Source organism: Paenalcaligenes sp. Me131 (assembly GCF_050487225.1).
Taxonomy (GTDB): domain Bacteria; phylum Pseudomonadota; class Gammaproteobacteria; order Burkholderiales; family Burkholderiaceae_B; genus Paenalcaligenes.
This window is the reverse complement of the sequence record NZ_JBKQGY010000002.1, coordinates 351,850-370,792: the sequence shown is the minus strand read 5'-3', so window position 1 is coordinate 370,792 and position 18,943 is coordinate 351,850. Positions and strand designations below refer to the sequence as shown.

The 18,943-nt window shown below is 48.4% G+C and carries 17 protein-coding genes and 1 pseudogene; 6 read left to right on the top strand and 12 right to left on the bottom strand.

Features of this window, described 5'->3' with window-relative positions:
• Positions 1-1,030: 1,030 nt before the first annotated feature.
• The 5 genes from ACLPHM_RS09855 to ACLPHM_RS09835 all read right to left on the bottom strand — a co-directional run bounded on the left by ACLPHM_RS09855 (position 1,031) and on the right by ACLPHM_RS09835 (position 6,906).
• Positions 1,031-1,966 carry an SMP-30/gluconolactonase/LRE family protein gene (locus ACLPHM_RS09855; protein ID WP_430221062.1) on the bottom strand — a complete coding sequence of 312 codons (936 nt, stop codon included), beginning with the start codon at positions 1,964-1,966 and terminating at the stop codon, positions 1,031-1,033.
• Positions 1,963-2,802: a citryl-CoA lyase gene (locus tag ACLPHM_RS09850; protein WP_430221061.1), complete on the bottom strand. Its 840-nt coding sequence runs from the start codon at positions 2,800-2,802 to the stop codon at positions 1,963-1,965. Before ACLPHM_RS09850 ends, ACLPHM_RS09855 begins: the two co-directional genes overlap by 4 nt.
• Positions 2,799-4,001, bottom strand: coding sequence for a CaiB/BaiF CoA transferase family protein (locus ACLPHM_RS09845; protein ID WP_430221060.1), 1,203 nt, complete (start codon positions 3,999-4,001; stop codon positions 2,799-2,801). The genes ACLPHM_RS09850 and ACLPHM_RS09845 overlap by 4 nt, the downstream gene beginning before the upstream one ends.
• The gene (locus ACLPHM_RS09840) at positions 3,994-5,859 is read right to left on the bottom strand and encodes a TRAP transporter permease (protein ID WP_430221059.1); all 1,866 of its coding nucleotides are present in this window, start codon (positions 5,857-5,859) and stop codon (positions 3,994-3,996) included. Before ACLPHM_RS09840 ends, ACLPHM_RS09845 begins: the two co-directional genes overlap by 8 nt.
• A gap of 66 nt (positions 5,860-5,925) precedes the next feature.
• A complete protein-coding gene (locus ACLPHM_RS09835) occupies positions 5,926-6,906 on the bottom strand; it encodes a TAXI family TRAP transporter solute-binding subunit (protein WP_430221058.1) in 981 nt (326 codons plus the stop codon).
• 165 nt (positions 6,907-7,071) lie between these two features.
• Here ACLPHM_RS09835 and ACLPHM_RS09830 point away from each other — a divergent pair, with 165 nt between their 5' ends.
• Entirely contained in the window at positions 7,072-7,752 is a 681-nt protein-coding gene (locus ACLPHM_RS09830) for an IclR family transcriptional regulator (protein WP_430221057.1), read from the top strand.
• A 75-nt stretch (positions 7,753-7,827) separates the two neighbouring features.
• Here the strand turns inward: ACLPHM_RS09830 and ACLPHM_RS09825 are convergent, their stop codons facing one another.
• The 5 genes and pseudogenes from ACLPHM_RS09825 to ACLPHM_RS09805 form a co-directional block, all read right to left on the bottom strand.
• The gene (locus tag ACLPHM_RS09825) at positions 7,828-7,947 is read right to left on the bottom strand and encodes a JAB domain-containing protein (RefSeq protein ID WP_430221056.1); all 120 of its coding nucleotides are present in this window, start codon (positions 7,945-7,947) and stop codon (positions 7,828-7,830) included.
• A 303-nt stretch (positions 7,948-8,250) separates the two neighbouring features.
• Positions 8,251-9,223 (bottom strand): annotated as a pseudogene (locus ACLPHM_RS09820) (YqaJ viral recombinase family nuclease).
• Positions 9,224-9,779: 556 nt separating this feature from the next.
• Positions 9,780-10,193, bottom strand: coding sequence for a hypothetical protein (locus ACLPHM_RS09815; RefSeq protein ID WP_430221055.1), 414 nt, complete (start codon positions 10,191-10,193; stop codon positions 9,780-9,782).
• Positions 10,194-10,253: 60 nt separating this feature from the next.
• A complete protein-coding gene (locus ACLPHM_RS09810; protein WP_430221054.1) occupies positions 10,254-10,610 on the bottom strand; it encodes a hypothetical protein in 357 nt (118 codons plus the stop codon).
• Positions 10,611-10,622: 12 nt separating this feature from the next.
• Positions 10,623-10,982, bottom strand: a complete 360-nt coding sequence (locus ACLPHM_RS09805) for a hypothetical protein (RefSeq protein WP_430221053.1) — start codon at positions 10,980-10,982, stop codon at positions 10,623-10,625.
• A 158-nt stretch (positions 10,983-11,140) separates the two neighbouring features.
• Between ACLPHM_RS09805 and ACLPHM_RS09800 the strand changes: the two genes are divergently transcribed.
• Positions 11,141-11,422 carry a helix-turn-helix domain-containing protein gene (locus ACLPHM_RS09800; protein WP_430221052.1) on the top strand — a complete coding sequence of 94 codons (282 nt, stop codon included), beginning with the start codon at positions 11,141-11,143 and terminating at the stop codon, positions 11,420-11,422.
• Between the two features lie 135 nt (positions 11,423-11,557).
• Here ACLPHM_RS09800 and ACLPHM_RS09795 read toward each other — a convergent pair whose 3' ends face one another.
• A complete protein-coding gene (locus ACLPHM_RS09795) occupies positions 11,558-12,517 on the bottom strand; it encodes a DUF932 domain-containing protein (protein ID WP_430221051.1) in 960 nt (319 codons plus the stop codon).
• 19 nt (positions 12,518-12,536) lie between these two features.
• Complete coding sequence (locus tag ACLPHM_RS09790; RefSeq protein ID WP_430221050.1) at positions 12,537-12,911, bottom strand: hypothetical protein; 375 nt, start codon at positions 12,909-12,911, stop codon at positions 12,537-12,539.
• Positions 12,912-13,197: 286 nt separating this feature from the next.
• On the opposite strand from ACLPHM_RS09790, the gene ACLPHM_RS09785 reads away from it, so the two are divergent.
• From ACLPHM_RS09785 to ACLPHM_RS09770, 4 genes are read left to right on the top strand one after another with little or no spacing between them, the layout of a single operon-like run.
• A complete protein-coding gene (locus tag ACLPHM_RS09785) occupies positions 13,198-13,803 on the top strand; it encodes a recombinase family protein (RefSeq protein ID WP_430221049.1) in 606 nt (201 codons plus the stop codon).
• A gap of 8 nt (positions 13,804-13,811) precedes the next feature.
• A complete protein-coding gene (locus ACLPHM_RS09780; RefSeq protein WP_430221048.1) occupies positions 13,812-16,586 on the top strand; it encodes a class I SAM-dependent DNA methyltransferase in 2,775 nt (924 codons plus the stop codon).
• Entirely contained in the window at positions 16,583-17,932 is a 1,350-nt protein-coding gene (locus tag ACLPHM_RS09775) for a hypothetical protein (protein WP_430221047.1), read from the top strand. Before ACLPHM_RS09780 ends, ACLPHM_RS09775 begins: the two co-directional genes overlap by 4 nt.
• Positions 17,929-18,939: a virulence RhuM family protein gene (locus ACLPHM_RS09770; RefSeq protein ID WP_430221046.1), complete on the top strand. Its 1,011-nt coding sequence runs from the start codon at positions 17,929-17,931 to the stop codon at positions 18,937-18,939. The genes ACLPHM_RS09775 and ACLPHM_RS09770 overlap by 4 nt, the downstream gene beginning before the upstream one ends.
• Positions 18,940-18,943 lie beyond the last annotated feature (4 nt).

Sequence of the window (18,943 nt, the reverse complement as noted above, 5' to 3'; positions counted from 1 at the left end):
AATACGCTGTTTGTATTGAGCCTCTGGCTGCTCAAGCTGCGTAGTGCTGTGGCGTATAACAACGGCTTTAGCCATTCGGGAAGCCTTACGCAGTAGTACTACTACATGTCATGAGGCAGTGTTGGGTACTGAAAAAGAGTGCTTGCAACGTAAGCAGTGGTAGTTGTTCAAAACGGTGTTATCGATAACCTGGCCCAGCGCCGCACCAGCCAAGCAGCCTATGGTTGCGCTACTAAAAAGACTTAGTACAGTGGTTCCTATGCCTGCCAAAGGAGAAGCAAGTGCTGCATAACGAACTAGCTTTGCACCCAGGCGGACGTTAGAGAAAATTACAGTTGCTCCTGAAATGGCCCCTATAGCGCCGCATATGCGTTGAGCCTGCTTGCGAGATTCAGTCTGTGCGGAGTGACACTTCGGGCAGGTAATGTTGAAATGATGAAGAGTGGGAGAGTGTTTTGATGCGAGGGGGAGGATAGACACATGAATTCCTTGATAAAGAGAAAAGAGAATGCATCCATACAGAGACAGCATTCATCAAGGTGATATGTGAGTGAGAAAAACTGAAATACAGCCAAATGTGAAAAGCATATCCATTGTGTTTGGTATAAGCCCTTTGTTTGTTCCACTCAAGATGACTGGTGAGTTATGGGGCTGGCAGTGGACGTAGATTGCTTTTGGTGTGATTCGTTGAAGTGCTCAGGTGGGGCGACTAAAACAGGGGGTAGAGACTATGCAATAGCTCTGAGGTGTTGAGACCTAGAGGAGCATGATGGTAAGTAGAGCTCCCCTGGTTTTGTTTATAGCTGAACCCGAAGTATGTGTGGGTAGTCTTTCAAAAAGATTGAGACTCTGTTAGAGAAAGATTGGTTGGCCATCTGGGCAGGAAATTAAGAGGCTATTTTCATGTCAGTAGGTATTGCTTACAGGATGCCACTCTCATTACGGAGTGAGGGTGCGTGGATGAAGGTAAATGTCACTATATGGATTCCTTTATAGTGACATTTTTATGTGCTAAAGCAGTGGTGCCTTATCAGGTATCACTATGTGAAAATAAAGGTAGGCCGGGATGCTCGGTTTGTGCCTTAAGGATTGCTCCTGAGAAGGAGTCAATCATGTACAAGGTGCGTAAGTCCTTACCCCCAAAAGCGAGATTAGTGACTGTGCGGCCTCCTGTGCAGGCTATATAGCGGTGTAAAGGTTCCCCGTATTGACTAAATGACCAGACGCAGCCATTACCAGCATCGGCTACGAATACATTTCCAGCCTGATCGACGGCAACACCGTCTGCACCACTAACACCTCCGGCCATTTGGACGAAAATCCCTACCTTGGATACAGAACCATCAGCAAGCAAGGGGAGTCGCCAGATGGCATTGCCCCGCGTCATGGCGACATATAAGGTCTTTTCATCAGGGCTGAGCGCTAGGCCGTTAGGACTAATGCCAGTATCGAGCAAGCAATCTAAGCGTCCACTATCTAGGTTGTAGCAAAACACTCTACCAGTGGGGTCGTGTAGACCGGTTTGGCCTTGATCAGTAAAGTATAAGTTTCCTTGCTGGTCAAAGATTAAATCATTGACTCCTTTAAAGCCCTCACTGCGGCGGTGTGTGAGTACCGGAGTGATCTTTCCATCGTTCGGGTCGAGCTGCAGAATGCCGTGCTGATAGTCTGCAAGAAAAATTCGGCCATCGGCATGAATTTTTAAGCCATTGGGCCAACCATCGTACTGGCTGATTAACTTCCACTCACCCTTTTGGCAAATACGGAATATTCGCCCGTAGGGGATATCAACGACGTATAACCGACCCTCTCGATCAAATGAAGGACCTTCTAAAAAAGAGTTGACGGCTTGGCCTGGCTTATTTGCCTGCACCCAGCCAGAAGGGGTACCAGCCAGAAAGAAGCACTCAGGAAGTCGACTGAAAACCTCAGTGCAGCGTTGAGCAGGTGGAGGATAAAGGCTCATGACTCCCTCTCCTTGAGTTCGCGTGGAGCGTGACCGCTGTAATTCCAAATATACTGCCGTGGTATGGGGCCTTTGTTACGGTCAGGCAACTGCATTTGCTCCCAAGCATGGGCCAGGATACCTACAGATCGAGAGAGGCAGAATAGGCCGCGAGCCAGAGGAGCAGGAAAGCCTAACTCGGCATAGATGACGGCAGTGGCACCATCTATGTTCATAGGAATAAGTCGACCTTTACTGTGGTGAATGGTGCGCTCTACTTCACGAGCAATAGAAGCAAATCGGCCGTCAACGACGCCTTCTGCTTTTGCTTGCTCTACTAGCTCTAGCAAGCGGGGAGCCCTGGGATCAACCGGGTGAAAACGATGGCCGAAACCAGGTACGAATTTTTTGCCATGGTTCCAGAAGGCATTTAAGGCTGTCTGGCTAGCAGCTTCTACCGTAGTACCTTGTTGTACCAATTGGTCAATGTGATGATAGAGTTCAACTGCTTGCTCTCCCGCACCACCATGTACGTCGCCCAATACGTTCAGGCCAGAGGCCATGGCATTATTCAGGCCCACACCGCATGTGGCGGCCATTCTGGCGATGGCAATTGAAGGCGCCTGAGGGCCGTGGTCCACCCCAGCCACCAGAGCTGCATTCAGCAAAGCGGCTTGTCCCGCATTGGGGAGCTCGCCGTGTAGCATTAACCAGATCATTTCGGTATAACTAACGTGTCCGATGAGATCTTGGATAGCGTATCCATGGTAGCGGATAGAGCCGGGTTGCATATCGATAATATCGGTGCGCCACCAGTCTTGCATGGCTTGTTGAACGTGAGAGTCATTGGTGCTCATATCACCGCCTCTTTTTTGAATGTGTCTATGGTTTGAGAGTCGTAGCCCAGAGAGTCGAGGAGCGTTAAGGTGTCCTGTCCCAATATTGGTGGTGGCGAGCTAGGGCGTGGATCGCCGCTAGCCAGCTTAAAGCCGGAACGTACGACTTGTACGTCCTTACCTACACCGGGTGCTTGCTCAAACGTGTGGACTAAACCTCGTTGTTGGATCTGCTCATGAGCGAGAGTAGCAGCCAAACTAAGTACTTCTCCAGCAGGCACATTGTGCGAATTTAATAGTTTGGCCCAGTGCCTAGCGGACTGTGTTTGTAGAGCCATTTCCAGTTCTTCACGTAAGGCTTTACGATTTTTTTTCCTACTTTCGCGTTCTGAGAAACGCTTGTCGGTAATGAGCTCAGGCTTAGAGAGTAGGTGACACAACTGTTCGAACTGAGTTTGCTTATTGGCTGCGATATTCAGTAGGCCATCAGCGGTTTTGAATGTTCCAGAGGGGGCGGCAGTCATGTTCTCATTGCCCATGGGTTGTGCGGGTACGCCAGCAATCAACCAGTTGGATACAGCCCAGCCCATGGCCACGACGGTGGATTCAAGCATAGAGACATCTATGAAGTCTCCTTCGCCAGTTCTTTCGCGTTTGAGTAAGGCTGCCGTCGTAGCAAAAGCAGCTGTAATTCCACCCATAGTATCGGCGACCGGGTAACCTACTCGTAATGGTGCAGTGTTTGAGTCGCCGGTGACACTCATGACTCCGGCCATACCTTGAACAATCTGGTCGTATGCAGGATTGTTCTTCAGCGGACCGTCACAACCAAAACCTGATATAGCACAGTAAATGAGATCGGGTTTAATGTTTTTTAAGGAGTTGTACCCAAGTCCTAAACGATCCATGACTCCTGGCCTGAAGTTTTCTATGAGCGCATCCGCTGTAGCGACAAGGCGTTTAAAAATCTCTTTTCCTGCCGCTGATTTTAGATTCAAGGTTAATGACTTCTTACCTGCATTTTGAGCTAAAAAAGAGGCTCCCATATAGGTTCGGTTTAACTCTGGGTCGGCTCCAAGCTGTCTAGCTAAGTCACCAGACGTGGGCATCTCTACTTTGATAACCTCAGCTCCTAGCAGAGCTAATTGATATGCGCAGAAAGGGCCGGCCAGAACATTCGTTAAATCTAGAATGCGTAAACCCTCAAGCTGTTTAGCCACGTTGCTTACTTCCTTTAAATATCCATAAAAAATAAACTATCAGCCCTATGGCTGCACCACCGTTCAACACATTTGAAGGCACAGCAATTAGTAGTGCTCCTGCGGCCAGAAATATACGCTCCACCACGAGTAATGGCCTGAATAGGAAACCGATCTGAGCGGCGGAAAAAGCCACTATCGCCGCTAGGGCTGCGGGTAGGTACAAAAACAGGGCATTAAGGTCGCTGCCTGGCTGCACTAAAAGTTCAGGGTGATAAATCCAAATTAAAGGGAGGAAAAAACCTACTGCAGCAATACGTACGGCGGTGACCGCTAATCCCATGGGATTGGTTTTAGCAATGGCTGCTGCTGCAAATACCGCTAAGGCCACAGGTGGAGTAATGGCTGATAGCACAGCGTAATAAAACACAAACATGTGTGCAGTGAGCTTATCGACACCTAAGTCCATTAGGGCTGGGCCTGCTACAAAAATGACCATCAAGTATGAGGCAGCAGTGGGGAGACCCATACCCAGTACGATGGCACAAATAGCAGCCATGAAAAGAGCAAGCAGTAATGAGCTATGCCCCAGAACCGTGATTTCTTGGTTCAGCTTAATGCCGAAACCAGTGGATGAAATGGCAGCAATTACAATGCCGATGGCAGCGCAGGAAAGCAACACGGATAGCGAGTCGCGCCCACTGTCTGTCAACATGGATAACCAGTTGGCAGGCTTTAAGCGAGTCTCAGGAAACATGCTAGCAGCTAAGAGCAAAACACCAGTTGCAACTAAGCCACTGAATGGCGCTGGATAACCGCTGATGAGTAGAGTGAGCAGGGTGCCAAAGCCGACAATGAGCAGACCAGCTCGCAGGGTCATGGTGCGGTTCCAAGGCGGTGTGTCTTCATCGCTTAAGGGGGGGATTTGCATGCGCCCCGCTTCTAAGGCTACCGTCACGGACAAAGATAGAATGTAAAGAAGAGCAGGCAATATTGCTGCTATCATAATGGTAACGTAAGGAATACCTGTGATGTCAGACATAATAAATGCCCCAACACCCATAACGGGGGGCATGATCTGTCCTACACAAGAAGCGGTGGCTTCTACTCCGCCAGCAAAGCGGGCGGAGAAACCCGAGCGTTTCATCATGGGTATGGTTAGCACGCCTGTTGCAGCAACGTTGGCTGGTGCAGAACCATTAATGGATCCAAAAAAAGCTGAGGCAATAATGGCTGTTTGTGCGGGACCTGAACGACGTCCGCGTGTTAACAGTAAGGCTAGGTCGTTAAATAAATCTCCGGCGCCCGTTAAGCGTAAGGCGGTACCGAGCACGACAAAGACTACGACAATATCTACCACAGAGGCCAGAGCAACACCGAAAATACCTCGATAGCTGTAGGAAACCTCTAGGATACGAGCGATGGAAAAGGGACGGTGGTGAAAAATTCCGGGTAGTAAATGCCCAAAGGCTAAGTAAGCGACAGCCAGCAGAACGACGCTGGTTAAAAACCAGCCCTCTGCACGGTGAGCTGCCCAAATGACAACCAAGGTGCCAATGGCATAGCACCATAAATCCATTGAGTTAGGCAGGCCTTCGCGATAGTTAGCGATCACATCATATTGGTGAGTAAAATACGCCCAGCTTAATACTGCACCTAAAATAAGCAGCATATTGGCTAACATGGTGCGGTGACTGGTAATAGCAGAGCTTTTCGGGTGTGATCGAGCAGTGATGGCTACAATCGCCAGCATTAACGCCGTGCCATACTGTACTTGGGACGGAAAGCGTCCGAATATTTGCGTTAATATGATGAATAAGATGAGCGTAGCACTGGCATATACGCCCAGAGTATGTATGGTTTTATCTAATTTTGGCATCTGAGGTCCTGCGTTTTTAAATAGGCAATGTGCTACGCGCGCGCACTGCCTGAATATGCTCAGTAGTTAATTAAGCATGCCTACTTCGCGATAATATTTTTCGGCTCCTGGGTGTAGATCAGCAGAAATTCCTTTCAAGGTAGTATCGCGTTGAATCAGAGATAAGGCAGCACTGCTGGCCTGCACTTTTTCTATGTTTTCCCACAAGGCCTTGGTAAGCTGATAAACCACTTCTTCGTCCACAGACTCATTCACCATAACTTGCCATGGGAACGTCCAGAAGTTGACGTGATCTCCCTCAACGAGTACACGCCCTTCATAAATTTTATCTATTGTGGTGGCTGGTACGGACTGCAAAATATAGAACTTACCGTTGGAGATTTTCTCCTGAAGTTGTGTAAACGAGTCTTCGTCCAGTGAGACAAGGCGCAGTTTATTACCGCGCGAAGCATTGTCGATTGAAGCGTTGGGGATACTTCCCCAGACTAGAGTGCCGTCCAGAGCTCCTGTTACTAGTTGTTCTAAAGCTGGACCATACTCCAGGTGTTGGCCACTGACTTTAATAGTGTGGAGGTCAAATAAATCATTGGACACCTTACCTGCGTTGCCGCCAGGTCGTCCTACACCTATTTTTTTACCATCAAAGTCAGAGATTTTTTTGATACTACTGTCTGCACTCACTACATATTGAGCCATGCCAGAAGGCAGGCCCAAGACGGCCTTCATAGTTTTGTATTTATCTCTGATGGACGCTGGGTCTTTGGCATAAGCGCCTTCACCAACTACAGCATCCAAGTAATGTGGTGAGCCCACTGCGACGAAGTCCACCTCTTCCTGAGCTGTTTTTCGCATTCCTGCGACGGTGCCATTCTCAACGACTGTCATAGCTAGGCCTGCGTCTTTAGCTATGCCTGACCACACTACGCCTAATGCGTAGTCGTCTGAGGTGGCAGATACGCCACTAAACACCACTTCTGCTTGAATGGTTGTTGTAAAAGCTGTGAAAGCAAGTAGCGCAAAAGCGCGCTGGTATGAGCGTATAGACATATTTCTCCTCGTTTATAGCGTAATATAGATTTTAGTACTATTCTGCGCAACTCCAGTTGCGTATAGTAGACCAAAGGGAGGGAAAGTCAACACCGAAAAACGGATGGGAGCAGTAACGTTATGTCCAATGCCATAATGAGAGCCTGTTAAAAAATGGAGAAATCGATGAGTCAACATCGTGTGGAAGCTGTCGAGCGAGCTTTAACGCTTCTGGAGTGTTTCAATCAGCAAAAACGCTGTTTAAGTTTGACTGAATTGGCTGAAGTGACCGGGATGTATAAAAGTACCGTGTTGCGTTTGGCTGCTTCATTAGAACGATTTCACTTTTTGGTGCGGGGACAAGATGGGCGGTATGGCGTGGGTCAGTCGTTGTGGCGATTGGGTCAGCTTTACCATAGCAAATTCAATATTGAGCAAAATGTCAGACCCGAGCTTATTCAGTTGATGGAGTTAACCGGGGAGACAGCTTCCTTGTATGTTCGTGAAGGCAATTTACGAGTTTGTTTGTATCGCGAGAACTCGCGTCGGGCCGCTCGCCATCATTTAGATGAGGGCGTTAGTCTCCCTTTGGCTAGTGGGGCGTCGGGGCATGTCTTGGCAGCGTTTAGCGAGCCCTCGGAGCAAAACGCAAAAACAGTTGCTGAGCAAGGCTACGCGGTTTCACTGGGGGAGCGAGACCCTGATCTGGCCGCTGTGGCGGTGCCGTTATTCAGTAGGTCAGGCATACTTATTGGCGCTCTAACATTGTCTGGCATTATTACGCGTTTTACCCCTGAAAATCAGGCCGTGATGTTGCAAGCACTGAAAGAGTCTGCTACGCGATTAAGCCAGAAGATTACAGAATAGGTATGCTGCAAACGTATGATAAAGCTGCTAGTTTTTCTGATGACGCCCAGTCGAGTCAGGGAGGGTTATAGAAGATCACAAAACTACTAAAATAGCAGCGGCAGTATTGTGTTTGAGTGTCATCTTAATGACTTCACGTGGATGCACCACAGTCGAATTGATCGTGCCACGAAAGAGTTCATGCAGTAATGGCACGGTATGTATTGTGGAGCTAGGATACTAAACATCTTATGCTCGTAATGCGCATACAGGGCTTGTAAATGGGCTTTGACATTGCTGGGGTTAGCAAGGCTTCGCTCTTGCAAAACGCTTACGTGAATTGTCTTGCCATGGTTAGAATATCGTGCTCAGTTACAATAGAGCTTTCCATGACGTAAGTGCCTGGCGCAGGGTCTGCTGTAAGTTTGTGGTAACGCATGGGGATTTCTTGATAATGCAAAACGCCGCTCCTAATGAGCGGCATCTATACGGATGAGAGTAATGGGGGCTAAGAGGCGACTAAGCATTGATTGTGAAACGTTTACTGCCTGGACGAGTTAGGCTGAACTGATGGAGTAGTTCAGGTTGCTCACTTAGCAAGCGTTTGCTATCGAACACAGTGCTGTCTTTGCTACTTTTCTAAGTCACCGAGCCCGTTTCAAAGACAGCCCTAGCTGCGTCGCCATAGACTTCTGAATTTTCAGCTTGTACTGTTCCTCTAAGGCTTTATATTTATCAGCATGGAACCGAGCCTCTTGCAAATCCGTAAACAGTGCAGACATCTGACTGTCTTGGCTAAAGCCCACCTGTTTGCCGCTATCTACGGCGGCAGAATTGGAGCCGTCTGTAGGTGGTGGCGTATCCGTTGTGACGTAGTGCCAAAACCGTGCTTTCAATGCAATGAGGCGCTCAATCAAACGTTCATCGCGATGAGTGCGATGTACTGGCCACACAACAAGACGGCTACATCCGCAGCTTGTTTACCCGTCACAGCGAGCTGGTGCTGTATCTATAACTGAACATATTCCAGCACACCATCACGCCACAGACGAGCACCAAACTCACCAGCGGTTTTACATTCCAAGATTTGCACGTCAGGCGCTCCGATTACCTCTCTATCAATGTTGGCGAGCATCCAGGCTTTGTCTGGATCAGGATGCTGTAGTACAGCATTTACTTTGCGCACGCGACGTCCTGTTTGTTTCGTATAGGAAGCCGCCACAATGGGCTCCAGTAAGCAGCCCCAATAAACAGGAGAGGTTGTATCGTCTGGGTTGGGTTTTATTAAGTCTTGATCACGTCCTGTTTTAATTAGCCAAAGCTCCAGTGGGGATTGATACGGGTTGAGTCCAACGGCTGCGGCAGCATCACTGCTTCCGATACCGTTTTTGCGGACAGATAACCACTCGGCGCGGTCAAGGTCTTTGGTGTTGATGAGTCGTAAGGCGGGACGGTTAGCGCGTTCGATGACGCGAGCGGTAGCGATATTCATCTGAAGAGCTCCTAGAAAGCATAAAGCCCAATGGTTTCCCATCGGGCTTATGGTTTGTAAACGTTGTGAAGTGTAGAGGTGGTACGTAAGTATTCATTACGCACTATTAAGGCACTGGCTTAGTCGTTCTGATGATTAAGCAGCGTAGTGCTATACATCACGCGACAGTAGTGTCGGTATCAAGTAAGCGTGGCTGAAACGTAGGCAAGGATCATTGTGTAAAGCTGTAGTGTTGAAACGAGACTGAGTGCAGCTCCACTACACATGCGTAAGGCAGGTTTGCTTTTATGCTTGCCAAGGCACAATCTAACGGAGCACTACTAGTTGCCCCTATAACAGCAGCGGCTATACGTTGCGTGCAATTGCACAAGGTTCGGTCAGTTTGGTGGGAATGAGGTGTGGAAGGTGGGAGAGAGAAGGTGGTTTTGGGGAGGAGGAAAGGGGCTGGGAGCGTTGAGAAATTGAACAAACAATGCGGCCAATGGTGAACAGTTATATTGTTAGTAGTGAGCCTACTCAAACACAATAGGCTCACTCACTATGTCGCAGCAAACCGTTACTCAATAAGGTCTACATTGAACACTTTCGGTGCACCACTTGGACCTTTAAAAGTTAGTACCGCTTTTTGACCATCCTCAATAGCAAAGCTGTAGCTTGGGAAGTAGCAGCCTTCAACACGGGAAACGTTGTACTTGGAGGTCCCAGCTTTTACAACGTAGATATTGTCTTCGCAAGAGGTGCCATGGGAGCCATTTACCACGTACACACCAACACCGTATTGTTGAAATTGGAACATGATGGTTGGGTAGTCAACTTGGTCGTTGATGTACACATCACCTTTGTCTGGGATTTTTAATACAGTACGGTTGTTTTGTTCATCGGTGTGAACGGTTGCTTGTTGTGCGAATGTGGAACTGGAAAACAGAGACAGACCGACAACAGCAATAGAGAGCAGAGAGCTTGTTTTCATGGGTTACCCCTAAAATGGAGATTAAGGTAGATAGAGAACCAGAGACCTATGGTAGTTTATTTAAAACTTATAAACATAATCTTGACCATCGACAGCCACCGTTGCTTCTAGTAAGCGATCACAACCGTTAATGTGATAAATCATTGACTGACCAGGGTCGATTGAAAAAGAGTTGTTAGCTCCCAAGATGCTGTGTATTTTGCACTCACTAGGTGTAACGCCTTTAAGTTTGAGGACAACAGGTTTTTCGCCAGTGTTTTTGATATCTAGAACATCTTGGTAGAAGCGGTAATAGCTGTTGTATATCTTTGATTGCTCAAGTTCAATCGCTGGACCATCTTCTGCAAAAGCACCAATTGTCATCAATGCAACAACAGCAGCTAAGATCCCGATAGCTATTTTCTTTGATTTTGTCATTTTAATTTCCCTTTATAAAAAGAATGAAATTACAAAGCTTGCTATCCAGGTCCAGAAATAGTTTTTATTTGGTGATAGCGCTTCAGCTCGTTTCCATAAGTAAACAGGGATAATAAAGAACAATTTACCGAACGTATCGGTATCTATACCACTGTTTTTGATTTTCTTCTCATCTATGTAGCTAATGAGAACGTTAAGTATTACCGTGATATACCAGTAATGGCTGTCTGTCATTGAGATCAGAAACTCTCTTTCGTTATCGGAAAACATAATTGCGGCGGCGTACTCTAAGAGTTTTCCTATTATTGGTGCAAATGCAAGAATCCAGATCCAGGTGTTGTTGACTTGTTTGATTTCTGTGGAAGTATTCATATTGAATAAGTGAGAGAAGTGATGGGTTTATAAGAGGATGATTGTGTGTGATTACTTCGACGTCCTGATAGGCTCTTTTTGGATATTAACCTAACTTATAAGTTCTTTACCTATAAGTGTGGTTTTGGTGGGATGGTGTTTTGTATGAGCAAGAGACCATGCGCCCTAAACACACGGACAGATCACTTGCCTCTTTCGGGCAGGCAGTGAAGGCTTATCGTATTGCTGCGGGCATGACGCAAGAAGAGCTCGCGGCAGCAGCGGAGCTGCATCCTGGCTATCTCGGTACGGTTGAAAGAGGTGAGAAGAATATTTCACTAATGAACATCATTGCTCTTAGTAAAGCGCTTGGAGTGCTACCTTCAGAGCTTATGATGGTTTTGGATGTGGTGGTTTCTAAGCCTATCGTTCAAAGAAAACCACAAAACTCTAAGCCTTAGAAAACGTCAACCAACTTTATAAGTGATTTTTCTGCTTGTTAGCTGAAAACACGACTTGATTTCATAAATAACATAAGACCCAGCGTAATGAAGTCGCTGGGCCTTATGCTGTAATCGTAGAAAAGGAGGATGGTGTTAAGCGAGCATGAGTAACGTTTGCTCTAAGGCACTTTGTTTAAGTATGGCGCCTTGTCCGAACCAGGCGGAATCCAAGCGGTAGTCACTGTTACGGGCTCGGCGTTCATGATCCACAAACTCTGTGACCGAGTTAAGTAACCCCAGTGCCGTACCTTTGGCCGATCCTAACTCTGCACCACGGCCTTGACCGTTATAGATACTAAGCGTCTTACGCATGGCATGTTCATTCGGTGCTTGTGTGATTGACTGCTTGCTACCCGAGAAGAGCAGCCTGAAGAATTGCTCTGCTTCAGCGTGTTTCACTTTGCGTTCACTCAATTGCTTCATGCGATACATAAAGCTATCCCAACTAGAGACAGAAATCCCTAATTGCTGTTTTACCGCTTGAGCATCAAAGGTGGTACTGTGCGGAACTTTAACGGCTCCTTGGCTATTATCTAATGCAACGGCTAACGTGTTGTTGCAGACTACCCGAATCGCTGTAAATTGTGCGGTGGTCGCCAGTGTGCCATCGCAGGCTGTGGCTAACAGCACGTAGGCGTTAGTAACGTCGTTGCCTTGCAAAGTGGCTGAGTGACCAGTACGAGCCAGTGCCCATACCTTACGGCCACCTTTTAATACACCGGCTGTTTCCAACTGAAAACCTGATACCTCGGTGAGATCTCGGTAAAACTCCAGAATCTCACGAGGCTGTACGACCTGATAACGTTGGCTAACCACCGATAATGGGGTATTGGTATCAGAACGGTACAAGACTTTATTCTGGGGAAAGGTAATCAAACGGCTTTGGGTGTCATCAACAGTATCTACAAACTGCACTGGTGCCTCTTTAATGCTCCAGTCCATACCAGCTTGCTGTTGCCAGACCTCAATAGGTTGATTGGCTGACAATTGATTGCCTAAGCCATGCCAAGGTGTTTGGCCTACATAGGCCATCTGTTCAACGTGATGTGACATTGTGACTTTCCTGTAGGTATTAGCTGGTTTGAAATGAGTGATGACAACGTAAACACTGGTGGTTGTTTAAAATGGTGTTATCAATTGCTTGTCCAAAAGCAGCACCGGTAGCGCAGCCTATTGCTCCACCGATGAGGGCTCCGAGTACGGCTGCTGAGATGCGAGTAAGAGGTTGTGTAGATGGGGTAAAGCGAAAAGCCAGTGTTGCACCACTACTGGCTCCCTGAGCTGCGCTAGATAAGCTACTTACTACTCCCATGCCTGCACCTAGCGTACCGCCGAGCTTTTGAGCATGGTTTTTAGTGTGAATAGAAGAAGAGCCGCAGGCTGGGCAGCGGATAGGCTGCTTGGCGCGATGAGCACACTGCTCATCATTAGTGAACTGATCAGACATAGAGATCCTTGATGTAGGTAAACGGCATATGAGCAAGCCTTTGCTCGCTCTCATCAAGGTGATATATGTCTGAAAATTTCTTGAATATAGTGTTCGTCTGTTGTTGTAAGGGGGGGGAGTGCAGGGAATAAATTGCTATGGCTTGCTAAAAACCGAAAGAGGGGTTTCTCTAGTGTTCAGAAAACGGTGGTTTTCTGAACACTAGAGAAATCTTGCCTAAGCACTGCCGCTCTGGCTATCAAACTGTTAAAATTCCCATCAATTTTTCATCGTCCGGAAACTGTTAATGAATCAACGGATCGGTTATGCCCGTGTTTCGACGGATGACCAGAACCTGGATTTGCAGCGCGACGCACTGCAATTGTCAGGGGTTCAGGCGATCTATGAAGAGATGGCGAGCGGCAAAGCCGCTGGCCGCCCGGAGCTGAACCATTGTCTGAAGGCGTTGCGAGCGGGTGATACTTTGGTTGTGTGGCGACTGGATCGGCTTGGGCGCAGCTTGCCTGACCTGGTGCGTATCGTTGCAGAGCTAGAAGACAAAGGTATTGGCTTCGAGAGCATCACCGAGAAGATCGAGACAGCGAGTGCTGCCGGAAAACTTGTGTTTCATGTTTTTGCCGCACTGGCAGAGTTCGAGCGCAACCTGATTCGCGAGCGAACGCAGGCGGGCCTGATTGCCGCCCGCGCGCGTGGGCGATCAGGAGGACGTAAACCGAAATTGGATGCCCGACAAATTAAGGAAATCAAGCGGCTCATGGCTGATCCGAGTATCCCGGTCACCCAAATTGCAGAACGCTACAAGGTTTCCCGAACAACCCTTTACAAAGTGGCGCCTCGCGGCGCGGCTGTCTCAGGCAGCGATCAAATGGACGCAAGCGCAACAACGCCATGAGAAGAAACATGAACGCAGTAGAAATCGAACAGGCCATTTCAGACTTAGCACTTCAGCCCTTTGACCCGGCTGAGTTTGCCTATGCTTTTCTGGAGGCCTTTGGTAATAAGGCCACCACCATCAAACGACTGCGTTCAGGCACCTCTAACAAATCTGACCTGGGTGGCGTTTTACAGACCAACAATATCCACATTGCCGTGGCTGAAGCGGGTAGCGTCGCGAAAATGCTGACGGCACTTAAAGCCAGCCCAGCCACCAGCCGAGCTAAAGCCCGCTTTATTCTGGCCACCGACGGCGAGAGTTTCGAAGCCGAGGATTTGGACACCGGAGAAACCGTCGCTTGTAGTTACCAGGCCTTTCCAGATCACTTTGGCTTCTTCCTGCCATTGGCGGGCATCACCACCGTCAAGCAGCTGCGCGATAGCTCGTTTGATATCCGCGCTACCAGCCGCCTGAATCGGTTGTATGTGGAGCTGCTGAAGGACAACCCCACTTGGGGAACAGAAGAACAGCGCCATGAAATGAACCACTTTATGGCGCGGCTGATTTTTTGCTTCTTTGCCGAAGATACTGACATCTTTAGCGGCAGCAGCCTGTTTACCGACACCGTGGCGCAAATGAGCGCGCGGGACTCAGTAAACACCCATGAGGTGATCAGCGAAATATTCCGCGCCATGAATACCAAACAAGCCGAACGTGCGGCTGTGACTATTCCACGTTGGGCGGATGAGTTTCCTTACGTGAATGGCGGGCTATTTTCTGGCAGCACGGCAGTACCGATGTTCAGCAGGATTGCCCGTTCCTATCTGCTGCACATTGGCGGCTTGGACTGGACGCAGATCAACCCGGATATTTTCGGCTCCATGATCCAGGCAGTAGCCGATGATGAAGAGCGCGGCGCACTGGGCATGCACTACACCAGCGTGCCCAATATTCTCAAGGTACTGAACCCGCTGTTCCTGGATGATCTCCGCGCAAAGTTGGAAGAAGCTGGGGAGAACTCCCGTAAGTTGCTCAACCTGCGTAACCGTATGGCGCGCATTCGGGTGTTCGACCCAGCCTGCGGCTCGGGCAACTTCCTGGTGATTGCCTATAAACAGATGCGGGAGATCGAAGCAGAAATCAATTATCGTCGGGGTGAGCGTGATCGGCCTACAGATATTCCGTTGACCAACTATCGGGGTATAGAGCTACGCAACTTTTCGGCTGAAATCGCCCGGCTGGCGCTCATTATTGCTGAGTACCAATGCAACGTGCAGTACCGGGGCAAACAGCTGGCGCTGAACGAGTTTCTACCGTTAAGTGCCGATAACTGGATTACCTGCGGTAATGCACTGCGGCTGGATTGGCTGGCTATCTGCCCTCCCACTGGAACGGGCGTTAAATTGTTGGCTGATGATTTGTTCGAAACGCCGCTCGATCAAGCGCAGATTGATTTTGAGAATGAGGGTGGGGAGACCTATATATGCAGCAATCCACCTTACATTGGTACCCGCGAACAAGAAAAAACGCATAAAGCGGATATGAAAGCTCTATTTGAGGGGCGCTTTGACTCTTGGAAAGCAATGGATTATGTCTGCGGCTGGTTTTTTAAAGCCGCAGACTATGGTCGTCATACTTCAGCCGCAGCAGCATTCGTGACCACCAACTCGATATGCCAAGGTCAACAGGTACCACTGATTTGGCCTGAACTGTTTAGCATGGGCGTTAAGATTCATTTTGCACACACGAGTTTCAAGTGGGCGAATCTTGCATCTCATAATGCTGGCGTAACAGTTGTCATTGTGGGTATTACTCAACATAAAATCCGATCATGCAAACTGTTCTCTATTGGGATAGACGGAGTATCGAGCGTTGCAGAAGTCAACGAAATAAATCCATATTTAATACCCGGTCCTTATCGCTCGCTAGTCCCTTCTAGAGTTTCACTGTGCCGACTTGCTGAAATGGTTAAAGGAAACTATCCGGTTGATGGAGGTCATTTACTGCTTTCATCTAATGAGCGTGAACATCTTCTCTCTGAGAGCCCGCACGCCGATCGCTTTATTCGCCCGTTTATCGGTTCAAATGAATCAATTAAAGGCTTGCAGCGCTATTGCTTATGGATTAACAGTCCTGATTTGGAGGAGGCGCGATCAATTCCTGGGATCAATAAGCGGATTAAAGCTGTTGAAGAAATGCGTCTTAACAGTAAAAAGGAAGCAACCAATAAGGCAGCGATGACGCCTCATAAATTCGATGAGATTCGTCAGACTGGGAACGAGAGTTATGCAATTGTGCTTCCTGTTCATTCTTCGGAGAATAGAGATTTTCTTCCCGTTTCACTGTATCCCAAACCTACGATTGTTTATGGGAGCGCCTTTGCTCTCTACGATGCCCCGCTGTGGAATATGGCGCTGATTGCGAGTCGTCTGCATCTGGTCTGGATCGCCACAGTCTGTGGCAAGCTGGAAACGCGCTACCGCTACTCCAACACCCTTGGTTGGAACACTTTCCCTGTTCCTACTTTGACTGAAAAGAATGAAGCTGATCTCACCCGCTGTGCCGAAGATATCCTGTTGGCCCGCGAAGCGCATTTTCCTGCCACCATCGCCGATCTCTACAACCCCGAAACCATGCCGGACAACCTCCGTGCCGCCCACGAACGCAATGATGAAGTGCTGGAGCGCATCTATATTGGTCGTCGTTTTAAAAATGATACCGAACGGTTGGAAAAATTGTTTGATCTCTACACCAAAATGACGACTGAGGAAACGAAAAAGGTTGCGAGGAAAAACGTATGAGCCGACCCCAACCTTTGATGTCGGTATACAATTTCACCTCTGCGCAAGAGCCCGTTATTTTGTCTAAAGGGACGGTAGAGGTAAGTTTGGATGGTACCGTATATCGTGGAACAGCTGACCTTCTGCTCCCATTAATACCCAGTCCTCGTCTGATTTTTCATGCAAGTCTTCAGGGTGGGGAAATATCTCCCCTTGTCTTTGCCTTTAAAGAAACCACCGAGTCATCGTTTTCGTTCAGTGGTTTGGGAATCGAAGGGTTCTGCGGAGCGCGCAAGGTTGGTGAAAATTTTGAAAACTGGGAACTGGATTGGCACCCAAAGTTCGAGCCTCTAGTGTTATGCGATATGCAGTCCAAGAATTCAGTTTCTGCAATTTTTCATCTTTTCAACTTTCCTGACTTCAATGGCGGGCAGTATCAGGATGCTGCACCCGCAGGTTGCGCTCAGCTTATTCTGACATCCGAAGAATGGACGTTTTCGCTACAAGCATTGCCTGATGGTGCAACGCGTGAGGCATGGAAGCGAATAAAGGCTGAAGGTGTTTGTTGTCTGACGCATATGGTGAAGCTGGAGCGCAACGATGGGAAGCCGTTCTCGGGGAAAGACGCCGGCGAGCAATGTCATCTGCTTGATAACTTCCTGGCGTTTGTCAAGGGTGGATGGTGTACAGCTGTATGCGGTGTAGGATTAGCTGGAAATGGTGAGAAAACTTGGACAACCTTTGCTTCACCTCGCACCAGCAACCCACCTTATTCGTGGTTCACCCCATTCAAAGCAAGTCAGGCTGAACGTCTGTTTCCGATGTTTGCAAATCGTTGGCAACAGTCGGATGAGTGGAGGGAGTGTTTGCAAACGGTTATATACTGGTATACGCAGGCCAATACGAGCGGCCGCTCGCTGAGTATCGATACGGCTATTATTCTGGCACAAGTCGCTTTGGAGCGGTTGGCACACCAATATATTGTTGTGGATCGCAAGATGGTTTCAGGTAAAGGCTTTGATGATTTGTGGGCATCGGATCGATTGAGGATGCTTTTTTCTCTTTGTGGTATACCAAGTGAAATAACACATGCTGTGCCAGATATCTCCAAAAAAAATGATGGCTTTAGTAATAGCTCCAAGTGGTTGGATGGGCCGCACGCGATTGCAGACATTCGGAACTCTCTGGTTCATCCGGTCAGTAAGAAAGATGTGCGCGGCTGCTATGTGGACGCTTGGAAACTGAGTCTCTGGTATCTGGAACTATCTGTACTGGCTTTATGCGGCTATGGTGGTACATATACCAATCGACTGACCGCAACATATACGTCCGACTCAGAGAGCGTGCCGTGGGGGCAGAAAGCATGAATGAACTTATCCTATATACCTCCGACGACGGCCAAACTCGTCTACACCTTCGAGTGGAGAGTGAGACGATCTGGCTGAGTCAGCTGGAAATTGCTGAGCTGCTCCAGACGACCAAGCAGAATGTATCGCTGCACGCAAAAAATATCTTTGAAGATAAGGAATTAGCCCCTGAGGCAACTGTCAAGGAATCCTTGACAGTTCAATCTGAGGGTAATCGACGGGTAAATCGGAAGATCAGTTACTACAATCTGGATCTGATCCTGGCCATCGGCTACCGCGTGCGTTCGCCACGGGGCGTGCAGTTCCGCCAATGGGCTAGTACCCATCTCAAGGAGTTTCTGCGCAAAGGTTTCGTGATGGATGACGAGCGCCTGAAAAACCCCGGCGGCTGGGATTACTTTGATGAGCTGCTGGAACGCATACGCGACATAAGGGCCTCGGAAAAGCGTTTTTATCAGAAGGTTCGAGATCTGTTTACCCTCAGTTCGGATTACCAGGCTCGTGAGCGGGATACGAACTTGTTTTTCGCAGAGGTACAGAACAAGCTACTTTATGCGACGACGGGTTACACAGCTGCCGAACTGATTCTGAAGCGCTCTGATCCCAGTCAACCCAATATGGCATTGAACAGTTGGAGTGGTTCGCGGGTGCGAAAGCACGATGTCATTGTTGCTAAGAACTATCTGACCGCCGACGAGATCGACACATTAAATAGGTTGGTGGTGATCTTCCTTGAGCAGGCCGAGTTGCGTGTTAAGCAGCAGAAAGAACTGACCCTGGACTTCTGGCGTAACAACGTAGACCGAATGCTGGCCTTTAATGATCAGGCAATCCTCGAAGGTGCTGGTTCAGTCAGCCGAGAGAGCATGGAGAGGGTTGCTCGTGAGCGTTATGAGGTCTTCGATCAGCAGCGACGCATAGCAGAGGCTGAAGCCGCAGATGCTGCGGATTTGAAGGAAATCGAACAATTGGAACAAGATCTTAAACATAAGGTTAGGAGGCCCTGACAGG